Raw genomic sequence first — 12,568 nt, 5'->3', positions numbered from 1 at the left:
ATACCGCTCTTTTGAAGGGTGGAATCGGTACATCAACTTGGAGGATTGATCCGTTTTTTCTTTTTTTATTGGATACATATTATTTTAGATTTGGGGAGGAATTATGAATTATCGTAAATGGATGTTGGGATTGCTAGTATTAGTATTGTTTCTGCCTTTATGGTCTCCTGGGGCACGTGCGGCAGCTGTGCAGATTACCATTGAACTGGATGGCGAGGCGCTGGCAAGCGATGTGCCGCCGTATATCACAGCTTCGAATGTAACGATGGTGCCAATTAGCGTCATTAGTAAAGGGTTGAGTGCTGGAGTAGTTTGGAATCAAAGCAGTAAGACAGTTACAATCACGCAAGGAGATACAGAGATCAAGCTGACCAGTGGCCAGAAAAGTGCATTAGTTAATAATGCTTCTGTAGCCCTCGACACCTCAGTACAGATTAAGCAGGGACGGGTTATGGTGCCGCTTCGTTTTGTAAGTGAGCAATTGGGGTTACAGGTTATCTGGGATCAGACTACCAAACATATTTCTTTGTACTCTAATACAGAGCCGCCGCAGGCTGCTGATCCGGAAACGCCAGCAGTACCTACAGCGACTCCAGTCGTTACAGCGACTCCAAAACCGACCTCGCCAACAGTTCCAAGTATCCCTGGTGCGTCGGCTAACAAGGAGATGAAGGGAGCCTGGATCTCTACAGTATTTAATCTGGACTGGCCTTCAGTAGCTTCTGCAGGTAACGAAGCGAAACAAAAACAAGAATTTGATAATCTGCTGGACAAGCTAAAAGCTGTTGGTTTTAATGCTGTTTTTGTACAGGTTAGAACCTCAGCAGACAGCCTATACCCTTCTGTTCTAGTTCCTTGGTCTAAGGTGCTGACCGGCACACAAGGAAAAAATCCGGGTTATGACCCGTTGAGCTATATGGTCAGCGCTGCACATTCACGCGGTATGCAGTTCCATGCATGGTTCAACCCATTCCGCGCGACAACAGATGCTTCTACATCCGCATTAGCAAGTAATCATGTGGCTAAGTCAAATCCGGAATGGATTGTAGACGCAGGAGGTAAAAAATACATCAATCCAGGGATCCCAGCAGCCCGCCAGCATATTATCGATACAGTGTTGGAGGTCGTCAAAGGCTATGATGTAGATGGTGTCCATTTGGATGATTATTTCTATCCTTCAGGTGTATCTTTTGCCGATGATACTGCTTATAAGACTTATAACACGAAGAACCTGTCCTCTAAGGCGGATTGGCGCCGCGATAATATCAATGAATTCGTCCGTCAATTGGGAGAACAGATTCATAAGGTGAAACCGAAGGTTTCTTATGGAATTAGTCCGTTTGGTGTATGGCGTAATATCAAAAAAGACAGCACAGGTTCGGATACCACAGCTGGAGTTACCGCTTATGACGATATGTACGCCGATGTTCGGACATGGATCAAGCAAGGCTGGATTGACTATGTCGCACCGCAAATTTATTGGAGTCTGTCCTTTAGCACTGCCCGTTACGATAAGCTAGTAGATTGGTGGGTTAAAGAGGTAGAGAATACGAATGTTAAGCTCTATATTGGGCAAGCCGCTTATAAGGTTGGAGCAAGTGACCAGAAAGCAGAATGGCAAAGTGGCGACCAAATCATCAACCAGCTTAAATATAATGAGAAATATAAAGAGGTTGCAGGCAGTATTATGTTCAGAGCAAATGACATTGTAGTCCGCAATCCGTTTGGATTATCAAATTTGCTGACCTTTTATTTTCAGTCCAAATAAGATAACTGTTCTAGATAAGGAGTCATGAATGCTCCCCCGTGCTCATAGATAAGCAATAGAATCTATGGGAAACGGGGGATTTTCGTGTATGGAGATTAACGCTGTGTTTGAAGGAGGGGGAGTAAAAGGGATTTCTCTCGCTGGAGCAGTTGAAGCCACAGAAAGGGCGGGGCGAACCTTTAAAAAGGTCGCTGGAACCTCCTCAGGCGCGATTGTAGCGACTTTACTGGCTGCGGGTTATGAAGGTGAGGAAATGAGTCGGATTATCCAAGGAACTTCTTTTTCATCGTTTATGAAGCGAGCTCCCATTTATAATACGGCTTGGGTAGGTCCTGCACTGCGAGTGTTATTGAAGAAGGGATTGTATTCGGGTGAAGCCTTGGAATCGTGGATGAGATCGCTTTTGCTTATAAAGGGAATTATCACTTTTCGTGATCTGCCTCCAGGCAAACTATCTATAATTGCTTCTGACATTACCAATGGCCGGATATTGGTCTTACCAGATGGGTTGGAACAGTATGGAATCTCTCCTGAACATTTTGAGGTGGCTAAGGCTGTCCGTATGAGCTGCAGTATTCCTTATTTTTTTGATCCAGTGATGCTCAGGTTAAATGGACAGTCCGCTAGAGGGAAGTCTTTTATTGAGCAATTTGTATACGTTGTGGACGGAGGATTATTAAGCAATTTTCCTTTATGGCTATTTGACGGGATGAATGAGAATAGTAAAGTGCCGGGGAAAAGAATCCCTACCGTAGGGTATCAAACAGTAGGTAAAACCGACCCGCAGCCCCACAGGATTAGGGGACCATTCAGTATGCTGCAAGCTATGGTCAGTACCATGCTGTCTGCTCATGATGAGAAATATATTGAAAATGATAAATATGTCCGCACAGTAACCATCCCAACGCTTGGTATCGGCACGACCCAATTTAATATTACGAAGATGCAAAGCGACGAATTGTATGCCGCCGGACTGAAAGCAGGGGAAGACTTCTTTAAGGAATGGCGCCCCCGATAACAAGCAAGCTTCATAATATCAGAAAAAAAGCATCCCGCACGTTATTTTGAAACGTGGAGATGCTTTTTTGTGTTTGTCATAATTTAGTTAATGGTACTTCGGAAGCTGATCATCGTTTTTCCCCTTATTTCCTTCGATGACTTGGAAGGGATAACTTTTGCGTTTGCCTGGTGCTGCTTGTGTCTTGCGAATCCCAGCAACCTTGGTCATGGTTTTCTGCGAAGGTTTGACTTTGATTCTAGATCCATTACTGCTGCGAGCGTATTTCCCTGGTCCCATTTTGTAAGCATAATAGATAATCGCTAACAATACTAAGGGGAGAATCAGCTTCGACAGCGTGTAGAAAGGCTCAGTCAAGACTCCAATCACAAAACCGAATATTGCAAGAATTACTGAAATCCAAAAAATTAAAGCATGCCTGATCATAGGACACTCATCCTTTCGCAGGATCCAATATGCCGCCTGACACACTTGCCTCCGTATATCCTCTGGCTTCAATCTCTGCATCAAGCTCACGCATACGATTGAAAGAGGCGATGGATACTTCTACCTGATCATCCTTTGGTTCTTTGGTAGTGAGCAGCTGCAGCCATAGTCCAGGGTATCCCAAGTATTTGAGACCTGGAATTTCTCTTACTGCGTTGGTACCCTTCAGAACCTCAAACGAAACACCGATTACGACAGGAAGCAGAATAATCCGTTGGATCACACGTTCCCAAAGATTATCCCATGGTACTACGGAGTAAATAATAACGCCGAGGATAATCGTCAGCATCATAAAACTGCTTCCGCAGCGGTAATGCAGACGGCTGTATTTCTGAACGTTCTGGACAGTCAGTTCTTCGCCTGCTTCAAAGGCGCTGATGACTTTGTGTTCCGCACCGTGATACTGGAATAGCCGCTTGATCACAGGTGTTTGCGAAATCGCCCATAAATAGACCAGCAAGAGGACCATTTTAATGCCGCCTTCTATGAGGTTGTGCAGTACATAGTTATCAAATGCATTCTTGAATAAAAAATCTTCGACAAATACTGGGACAAGCGTAAAAATGAGCTTTCCGAATAAGAAGGAGAGAATACCCATTACAGCAACGCCAAAAATCATTCCGAGGCTCCAGCCTTCGTCCTTTTTCTTCGGCTTAGCTTTCTCTTTCGCCAGTTCTTCGGGTTCCAATTCATCTTCGGCATAGGATTCAGCCGAATAGTTCAAGTGCTTAGAGCCTTTGGCGCTGGCATCTATAATACTGACAAGGCCGCGAAGCAGCGGAATCTTGCGCAGTTTAGTGACCCAGCTCTTATCGCTTCTTGGCACCTCCAAAAATGTAATCTCCTGATTCTTTCGTCGCACGGCTGTTACATTAATATGCTTGCCGCCGAACATGACGCCTTCAATGACGGCTTGGCCGCCATAGCTGGGAGTTTCCTGGGACAACCAATTCACCTTCCCGTAATTAATATGATTTATATAATACATTGTAACTAATTTTTGAAGACATTACTAGTTGGATCGCCTTTTGCTGCACATACTACCTTATAGGGACAAGGAGAGACAAATCGGTATTAAAATACGGAAAGCGAGGCAATTCTATGAGCAAATCACATCAACAACAATCAGATCATACTAATATTTGGTTTTTTGCGCTCGAATTAGGTTTTTTCGCAGGTTTGATTTGGGGAGGGCTGCACTGGTTAATCTACTGGTTCAGCTTTACCAAGGTTAGTCCTGGTTATTTAGCAGAGCCGTTTTTTAAACATACTTTTCTGACAACAATGTATGGACATCTCGTGGGTTATTTGTTTTTCATCTTATTTTCAGTGATAGCCTCACTGCTATATGTGCTTATTCTGCGCAAGCTGAAGGGACCTTGGCCAGGATTGGTTTATGGTGTTTTGTGGTGGGTAGTTATATTTATTCCCGGCTCGCAAATGTTTCTTATGCAGCCGCCTTTTAAGCTGCCGTGGAACACTGTGATTAGTGAGTTCTGCCTTTTTTTACTTTGGGGGATGTTCATTGGATACACAGCGGCGATTGAGTATACCGACGAACGAAAGCGTGAGCAAGCGACTGCACTTGCCTAACGGCTCGAAAAAACTTCTCAAGGGGATATCCCTATGTTAAAATACAATGTGGCTATTTCGAGAGGAGAATGAAAATGGGTAACGAGCGCGTCTCCAAGCTGCGTAAGGTTTTGCAGGATAAAGGATTGGAAGCAATGTTGATAACCAGCGGTTATAACCGCCGCTATTTAAGTGGATTTACCGGATCGTCCGGTTATGTATTGGTGACAAGCGATGATTGTTATCTGCTAACTGACTTCAGGTACATGACACAGGCTGCGGATCAAGCGGTAGGAGTTAAGGTTGTAGAGCATGGTCCTAAATTTATTGATACAGTACGCGAGTTGCTGCCAACAGGCAGTGAGGTACGTGTTGGTTTCGAACAGGATGATGTCTCATTCAGCGCTTATACCTCATATGCGGAAGCCCTTAAGCCGGCAGTGTTAGTTCCAGTTTCCAAAGCCGTGGAAGACCTCCGTATGTTCAAGGATGCTGAAGAGCTTGCTGTTATGCAACGTGCAGCTGATCTGGCTGATGCTACATTCAATCATATTCTGAATGTGATCAAACCAGGCATGACTGAAAGAGACGTCGATTTGGAAATGGAATTCTATATGCGTACCCACGGGGCAACTGCGTCATCTTTTGATACGATTGTTGCTTCAGGTGAACGTTCGTCCATGCCGCATGGCGTAGCAAGCAGCCGTGTAATTCAAGGTAATGAATTTATTACGCTTGATTTCGGCGCATTACTCGATGGATACTGCTCAGATGTGACTCGTACCATTGCACTCGGAGCTCCAGATCCGAAGCTAAAAGAAATCTATGATATTGTGCTGGAAGCTCAGCTACATACGTTGGCACATATCAAACCGGGTATGACTGGACGGGAATGTGATGCACTGGCACGTGATATCATCGCTAGCTACGGATATGGTGATCAATTTGGACATAGTACGGGTCATGGACTTGGAATGGAAGTTCATGAATGGCCGCGTTTGTCCAAGCTGAGTGACGATATCATGCAGCCGGGAATGGTCGTTACTGTAGAACCAGGTATCTATTTGCCGGGGATTGGCGGAGTACGTATTGAAGACGATATTGTGATCACCGAGAGCGGAATATCGCTGCTGACCCATTCGTCCAAAGAATATACAGTACTGTAAGTAAGAAAAAGTAGTGGTTTAATTATCGAATTCAGGAGGGATTTTTAGTGATTTCAGTAAACGATTTTAAGACAGGCTTGACCGTAGAGGTGGACGGTGATATTTTTACCGTTCTTGATTTCCAGCACGTTAAACCAGGTAAAGGTGCAGCGTTCGTTCGCTCTAAGCTGAAAAACCTGCGCAATGGTAACACTGTCGAGCGTACTTTCCGTGCAGGTGAAACTATTGGCCGTGCTATTATTGAGAACCGTGGCGTGCAATATTTGTATGCAAGCGGATCTGAGCATGCTTTCATGGACAACGAAACCTATGACCAATTCGAATTGTCCAGCAAGCAGCTTGAATGGGAATTGAACTTCCTTAAAGAGAACATGACTGTAAACATCATCAGTTACCAAGGTGAAATCCTTGGGATCAACCTGCCTACCAGCGTAGAGCTGAAGGTTGTTGAAACTGAGCCAGGTGTGAAGGGAAATACAGCTCAAGGCGCTACTAAATCGGCCAAGCTTGAAACAGGTCATTCTGTACAAGTTCCTTTGTTCATCAATGAAGGAGATGTGCTGCTTATTGATACTCGCGAAGGTAAATATATCTCCCGCGCGTAGGAAGCATCATACTTGCTGAACTTATAACCAATCAGCCTCCCCCGTTATTACGGTGGGGGGTTTTTGGTATATAAACGAGGATGCATGAGGAACAGTATGGGTGTGGGATATTATACTTACGAATTAAAGGATTAGAAGGAGGCGCATATGAGAAAATTAATTATATCTCAGTTCATATCCCTTGATGGTGTTATGGAAAATCCACAATGGACCTTCTCATTCGGAAGTGAAGAACAGGAGCATTTCAAATTTGCTGAACTGAAAGCTGCTGACGCTCTAATGTTAGGACGGACAACCTACGAAGGTTTTGCAGAGGCTTGGCCAAATATGGTTGAGCAGACGGGTGAGTACGGTGAAATGATGAATGGATACGCTAAGTACGTAGTCTCCACAACTCTCGAAGAAACAACATGGAGCAATTCAAGCTTGATCAAGGGCGATCTTGTTCAGGAGGTGTCCAAGCTGAAGGAGCAGCCGGGGAGAGATATTCTCGTTTTTGGCAGTCGTACGCTTGCGCAGAGCCTCATGCAGCTTGGCCTTGTCGATGAATATCAGCTTCTGGTCTTCCCGATTCTGCTGGGTAGTGGTCAGCGCCTGTTCGATAACGTTGGTGAAGAGAAGACGTTGGAGCTAGTGGACTCCAAAAGATTCAGCTCTGGAGTGATGGCCCTGACTTATCGACCTGCTTCTCAATAAAAAACTGGAAGACGGGTGAAATGAGGTCAGCTAGTGTCTTGAAGCTGACCTTATCTTTTTGTTAGCTTCTGGAAAATCAATAATTTTTTAATGAAATCATTAACGCATTACGCTATTTTCGTATTATACTGGTTTAAAGCGGGAAACCGATTAGAAGCAACTACATAGACCGATATGGGGAGTGAGTGGGACTTTGTCACTTTATGTTATGAAATTCGGAGGCAGCTCCGTCGGCGACACAGAACGCATGCAACGTGTTGCCAAGCGCATCGCAGACAAGCAGGATGAGGGACATCGCTGCGTTGTAGTTGTATCTGCTATGGGGGATACAACAGATGATTTGATCGATACGGCGAAGCAATTAAACGGGCAGCCGCCTGCACGTGAAATGGATATGCTGATGACAACAGGAGAGCAGATTTCCGTTGCTCTTTTGTCCATAGCTCTTCATGGGATCGGGCGGAATGCAGTATCTTATACAGGATGGCAGGCCGGGTTCCGTACAGACGAAACTCACGGTAGAGCTCGTATCAATGATATTGATCCACACCGTGTAGTAGCGTCTTTGGAACGCGAACAGATCGTTATCGTTGCCGGTTTCCAAGGGATGACTTTGGATGGTGAGATCACTACCCTGGGCCGCGGAGGATCGGACACGACAGCTGTAGCCCTTGCGGCTGCTATTCAAGCAGATGTATGTGAGATTTATACCGACGTTGATGGTATTTATTCTACAGATCCACGCATTGTGAAAACAGCCCGCAAGCTGAACGAAATCTCTTACGATGAGATGCTAGAGCTTGCCAATCTGGGAGCGGCCGTACTACATCCGCGTGCAGTGGAGTATGCTAAGCGTCATCAAGTTAAGCTGGTCGTTAGATCGAGCTTTAATCATAATGAAGGTACTGTTGTGAAGGAGGAAGCAAGCATGGAGCAAGGTGTCGTAGTTAGTGGGATTGCTTATGATAAGAATGTAGCGCGTGTCAGTATTCTAGGAGTACCTGATGTACCGGGTGTACTCGCTCAAGTCTTCGGCAAGCTGGCTGAAGAAGGCGTAAACGTAGATATCATTGTACAAAGTGGTGTGCAGAATGAGCAGGCTGACTTCTCATTTACAGTTTCACTTGATGAACTGGATCGTGCGAAGGAAGTAATTAAAGAAATCCATAAAACTTTACCTTACCGTGAAGTGACGTCCGAGGATAACCTCGTGAAGGTTTCTATTGTTGGCGCGGGTATGGTTAGCCATCCTGGTGTTGCAGCTCAAATGTTTGATGTACTCTCCCAAGAGGGCGTAAGCATTAAGATGGTCAGCACGTCAGAGATTAAGGTTTCTTGTGTAATCGAATCCGGCAATTTGCCATCGATCATTCAGGCGCTTCACACCGCTTATAATCTGGATACAACTGAGCAGGCCTTTGTTGGTGGTCCTAAGGATCGTCGTTAAGAGCCGTTTAATCAATAAAAAGGGAGATCCTACAGCTACTTAGCTACGGGGTCTCCTTTTTGGGCATCAGCTATAAATGAAAAGGAACGCTGCAGGTTTGAATGCAGCGTTCCTTTTTACATCTATATGGGTATTTATCCTAAACGTCTAAATCGGCCTAGAATTTCAACAGTCTCAAGTACATTGACGAAAGAGCTTGGATCCGTCTCAAGGATAGTCTTACGCAGCTCTGACAGCTCATAGCGGGTCGTTACGGTCATCAGCATTGTATTGCCCTCGTGACTGTAACCGCCCTCTGCGTTGACTACTGTGATGCCATGAGGCAGCTCTCTAAGACGATTCAGCATTTTATCCCGTTCCTTGGTAACAATGAAGCAGGTTAGCTTGACATGACGAATATGAATCATATCAACCACTCTGCTTTTCACAAAAATACAGAGCATAGCGTATAAGGCTGAGTCCCAGCTTTTAAAGAAGCCTAAACTCAGAATAACGATCCCATCCATTACGAAGAGTACATTCCCAATAGGAATATCCCGCTTACGTGTAATAATCGAGCCTAATATATCAAATCCTCCAGATGAGCCCCCGGCACGGAGAGAAAATCCAACCCCGCCAGCAATAATTACGCCGCCAAAAATACTAGCCAAAATCGGGTCTTTGGTCACTTTCACCGCAGGAATAATTGTCATGAACCAGGTGGTAGCTAAAACGGAAAGCATGCTTAGTAAGATGTACTTTTTCCCCACTGCAATAAATCCCCAGATCAGAACAGGAAGGTTTATCGCAAAATAAATGATTGAGATGTACTTCGGATTAGTTACATACCCAATGACTGAAGCCACCCCCGCTACCCCGCCGCTTAGCAGTTGATGAGGAATTAGAAATAATCTCATCCCTGCGGCGACTAAAAAAGCTGAAAAAATAATGATTGCCGCTTCTCTTACTGGTCTGACTACGGACCGCATGCTGAGCGGTAGCCCGTAATTTCGAACGTGCATGACACAAATCCCCTCTTTTTCTTATGTCTTTTTAGTTTGCCTTTTTTTGAAAATATAAACTCACTATATTTCCAATTAAAAAGGATACCACAGATGAAGGTGTTCGTAAAAATTATTTTATCGTACTGATTATATTTATTTATGAACCCACTCACTATGAATTCTTTCACAGTCTGATCTGTAAATCTGTCATTTCTCATTGTCTAAAGTGAAAAAGCCACGCATATCCATGAATAATAGAAAGCTAAACAAGCCTCAGATGTCTTTTGGTATGAATGAATTAGTAAAAGGAGTGGAGTAGATTGGACAAGTATGTAAGCTGGATGGCGACTCTGCGGTTGTTCTCGGGCAGTGCAGAGATTATAGCTGCGCTGATAATGCTCAGATTAAATCAGGTCGATAAGGCGCTGGCTGTCAATTCTGGACTGGCTTTGGTAGGCCCGACCATATTGATATTGACGACAGCAATTGGCCTGACTGGGATGGCACAGCAGCTGTCATGGAGCAAATTAGGCTGGGTGGGCTGCGGTGTAGCCTTTCTCTTAATCGGGATTTTGAAAAAATGATAGATGATAGGCATATTAGGCGCGTACAAGCATAAATATGGAATAAAGCAATTAAGTAGAGGACAGCTTGGGGGTACTTTGTATGGCAGATGACTGGCTGCAATTGTTTCCTGAAAAAGTAAGAGCGCTGTTAAAGTGCCTTCCCCTTCCGCTGCTAGGAATGGTGGAGGAGATTCGTGTCCGTGAAGGTCGTCCGCTGGAAATTAACTACTCTGGTAAATATCACTTTCTAAGAGTGAATGGCAGTTTGACGCAGAGGCCTGAAGAAGCTTACAAGCCGGATCGGGAAGACACTCATCGACTGCTAGATCTGATCAGCAACCATTCGCTATATACGATGGAAGAAGAGCTGAGAAAAGGATTTATTACGATTCCCGGCGGTCATCGGATAGGACTTGCTGGTCGGACAGTACTGAGTGGCGGAGGTGTAGAACATCTTCGTGATATCACTGGCTTTAATGTCCGTATTGCTCGTGAAGTACCTGGAATCGCAGATGGAGTGCTGCCTTATTTACTGGACAAGGGGCGGCAGCGAATGATGCACACCTTGATTCTCTCCCCTCCACAACATGGCAAGACTACCCTACTCCGCGATCTCGCAAGACAAATCTCCTTAGGAGAATTGGGCAAGCGCGAAGGGAGTAGACCGGGGCTGAAGGTGGGAATTGTTGACGAACGGTCTGAAATTGCTGGCAGCCGGCGTGGTGTTCCCGCCTTTGACGTGGGTCCGCGGACAGACGTTCTTGATGGCTGTCCCAAGGCAGAAGGCATGATGATGATGATCCGGTCGCTATCTCCAGATGTATTAATCGCGGATGAGATTGGCCGTCCTGAAGATGCCGAAGCGGTTACCGAGGCACTGCATGCCGGAATATCTGTCATTGCTTCCGCTCACGGAAAAGATGTAACAGAGTTGGCTCGTAGGCCGGGTCTTGGAGGACTGCTGGAACAAAAGATGTTCGAGAGATATGTCATACTCCATCGTTCAGAAGCAGGCCTCACGTTTCGTATTCTGGATGGCCAGAAAAGAGGAATGCTGCTTATCTCTCCCGGGGACCGACTAGGTGGTGATTTGCATGCTTAAGCTGTTCGGTGCTGTGCTCATTGTGGTGGCTGGTACGCTTGCAGGTCTCCAGTTTGCTCGTCAATATGCAGACAGGCCCAGACATATCAGAGGTTTAATAGCAGCACTACAGCGGTTGGAAACAGAGATCATGTACGGCTTCACCCCACTGCCGGAAGCCATGCGGCGGATTGGGAATCAGTCTAAGGACCCGCTGAAATCGTTGTTTGTCAAAACAGCGGAGGAGATGAGCCCTCCCTATGACAGAAGCGCCCAGGATGCCATCCAGCGGGCGATGGAAGCATATTGGAAGTCTACCGCAATGAAGGGGACAGAAAAAGAGATTCTTCGCCAGCTCAGCTGTACTCTCGGCACAAGCGATAGGTCGAATCAGAGCACTCATATCGCGTTAGCATTGCAGCAATTGAAGCAGGAGGAGTCGGTGGCCAGAGAGGATCAAGGCAAATATGAAAAGTTAAGTAAAAGCCTGGGTCTGCTGCTTGGAGTACTGATCGTCATTTTGATCTTTTAGCGAGGTGCCAGGAATGAATATTGAAGTCAATGCGATTTTTCAAATTGCCGGCATTGGCATAATTATCGCCATGATACACACGGTGCTCAAACAGATGGGAAAAGAGGATTTCGCACATTGGGTCACCGTGATCGGGTTCGTAGTCGTGCTGTTCATGGTGATTCGTATGCTGGACGGGTTGCTGCAGGAAATAAAAACGATCTTTCTTTTTCAATAGGCGTGCTATGGAGATTATTCAAGTTGTTGGGATTGGGCTGATATCGACCATATTGATTCTCGTACTGAAGGAACAAAAACCGATGTTCGCCTTCCTTCTTGCTACTACAACAGGAATTCTAATTTTTATGTTTCTGATCGGCAAGATCGGAATGATCCTCTCTACACTGGAGCGGGTGGCTGAGTCATCGGGGATGGAAATGATTTATTTGAAGACTGTTTTCAAAATCATCGGCATTTCCTATATCGCGGAGTTCGGTGCACAAATTGTACGAGATGCCGGTCAGGAATCCATTGCTTCCAAAATAGAACTCGCCGGCAAAGTGCTAATTATGGTACTAGCCGTACCCATCATCAGCATCATTATCGAAACCGTCATGAAACTACTGCCTGCTTAAAGCAATCGTAAAGAGAGCTGAGCAACGAATCGGG

15 protein-coding genes are annotated in these 12,568 nt (G+C 45.4%); 12 read left to right on the top strand and 3 right to left on the bottom strand.

Annotation, left to right across the window (positions count from 1 at the left end):
* Positions 1-103 precede the first annotated feature (103 nt).
* The gene (locus NSQ66_RS21435; RefSeq protein WP_076141625.1) at positions 104-1,768 is read left to right on the top strand and encodes a family 10 glycosylhydrolase; all 1,665 of its coding nucleotides are present in this window, start codon (positions 104-106) and stop codon (positions 1,766-1,768) included.
* Between the two features lie 88 nt (positions 1,769-1,856).
* Positions 1,857-2,786: a patatin-like phospholipase family protein gene (locus tag NSQ66_RS21430; protein WP_076141624.1), complete on the top strand. Its 930-nt coding sequence runs from the start codon at positions 1,857-1,859 to the stop codon at positions 2,784-2,786.
* Between the two features lie 87 nt (positions 2,787-2,873).
* Here NSQ66_RS21430 and NSQ66_RS21425 read toward each other — a convergent pair whose 3' ends face one another.
* Positions 2,874-3,212, bottom strand: coding sequence for a hypothetical protein (locus tag NSQ66_RS21425; RefSeq protein ID WP_036682871.1), 339 nt, complete (start codon positions 3,210-3,212; stop codon positions 2,874-2,876).
* Between the two features lie 7 nt (positions 3,213-3,219).
* A complete protein-coding gene (locus NSQ66_RS21420) occupies positions 3,220-4,218 on the bottom strand; it encodes a DUF1385 domain-containing protein (protein WP_036682868.1) in 999 nt (332 codons plus the stop codon).
* A 155-nt stretch (positions 4,219-4,373) separates the two neighbouring features.
* Here NSQ66_RS21420 and NSQ66_RS21415 point away from each other — a divergent pair, with 155 nt between their 5' ends.
* From NSQ66_RS21415 to NSQ66_RS21395, 5 genes are all read left to right on the top strand, one after another.
* Positions 4,374-4,865, top strand: a complete 492-nt coding sequence (locus tag NSQ66_RS21415; protein ID WP_036682865.1) for a YqhR family membrane protein — start codon at positions 4,374-4,376, stop codon at positions 4,863-4,865.
* A 74-nt stretch (positions 4,866-4,939) separates the two neighbouring features.
* Positions 4,940-6,010, top strand: a complete 1,071-nt coding sequence (locus NSQ66_RS21410; RefSeq protein ID WP_036682862.1) for a Xaa-Pro peptidase family protein — start codon at positions 4,940-4,942, stop codon at positions 6,008-6,010.
* 47 nt (positions 6,011-6,057) lie between these two features.
* Positions 6,058-6,615, top strand: a complete 558-nt coding sequence (gene efp / locus NSQ66_RS21405) for an elongation factor P (RefSeq protein ID WP_038572538.1) — start codon at positions 6,058-6,060, stop codon at positions 6,613-6,615.
* Between the two features lie 147 nt (positions 6,616-6,762).
* Positions 6,763-7,311, top strand: coding sequence for a dihydrofolate reductase family protein (locus tag NSQ66_RS21400; RefSeq protein WP_036682857.1), 549 nt, complete (start codon positions 6,763-6,765; stop codon positions 7,309-7,311).
* Positions 7,312-7,504: 193 nt separating this feature from the next.
* Complete coding sequence (locus NSQ66_RS21395) at positions 7,505-8,758, top strand: aspartate kinase (protein ID WP_036682855.1); 1,254 nt, start codon at positions 7,505-7,507, stop codon at positions 8,756-8,758.
* Between the two features lie 134 nt (positions 8,759-8,892).
* Here the strand turns inward: NSQ66_RS21395 and NSQ66_RS21390 are convergent, their stop codons facing one another.
* Positions 8,893-9,759 carry a YitT family protein gene (locus NSQ66_RS21390; RefSeq protein WP_081382367.1) on the bottom strand — a complete coding sequence of 289 codons (867 nt, stop codon included), beginning with the start codon at positions 9,757-9,759 and terminating at the stop codon, positions 8,893-8,895.
* Positions 9,760-10,082: 323 nt separating this feature from the next.
* On the opposite strand from NSQ66_RS21390, the gene NSQ66_RS21385 reads away from it, so the two are divergent.
* The 5 genes from NSQ66_RS21385 (at position 10,083) to spoIIIAD (ending at position 12,534) form a co-directional block, all read left to right on the top strand.
* The gene (locus NSQ66_RS21385; RefSeq protein WP_036683194.1) at positions 10,083-10,325 is read left to right on the top strand and encodes a YqhV family protein; all 243 of its coding nucleotides are present in this window, start codon (positions 10,083-10,085) and stop codon (positions 10,323-10,325) included.
* 82 nt (positions 10,326-10,407) lie between these two features.
* Positions 10,408-11,409 carry a stage III sporulation protein AA gene (gene spoIIIAA, locus NSQ66_RS21380; RefSeq protein WP_036682854.1) on the top strand — a complete coding sequence of 334 codons (1,002 nt, stop codon included), beginning with the start codon at positions 10,408-10,410 and terminating at the stop codon, positions 11,407-11,409.
* A complete protein-coding gene (gene spoIIIAB, locus NSQ66_RS21375; protein ID WP_036682851.1) occupies positions 11,402-11,920 on the top strand; it encodes a stage III sporulation protein SpoIIIAB in 519 nt (172 codons plus the stop codon). The genes spoIIIAA and spoIIIAB overlap by 8 nt, the downstream gene beginning before the upstream one ends.
* A 13-nt stretch (positions 11,921-11,933) precedes the next feature.
* Positions 11,934-12,137, top strand: a complete 204-nt coding sequence (spoIIIAC, locus tag NSQ66_RS21370; RefSeq protein WP_036682849.1) for a stage III sporulation protein AC — start codon at positions 11,934-11,936, stop codon at positions 12,135-12,137.
* A 7-nt stretch (positions 12,138-12,144) separates the two neighbouring features.
* Positions 12,145-12,534, top strand: a complete 390-nt coding sequence (gene spoIIIAD, locus NSQ66_RS21365; RefSeq protein WP_036682847.1) for a stage III sporulation protein AD — start codon at positions 12,145-12,147, stop codon at positions 12,532-12,534.
* The last annotated feature ends 34 nt before the right edge of the window (positions 12,535-12,568 follow it).

Origin of the sequence: Paenibacillus sp. FSL H3-0329 (assembly GCF_037963285.1) — a bacterium.
GTDB lineage: Bacteria > Bacillota > Bacilli > Paenibacillales > Paenibacillaceae > Paenibacillus_AQ > Paenibacillus_AQ odorifer.
The sequence above is the reverse complement of the archived record's forward strand: the minus strand, read 5'-3'. Positions and strand labels throughout refer to the sequence as shown.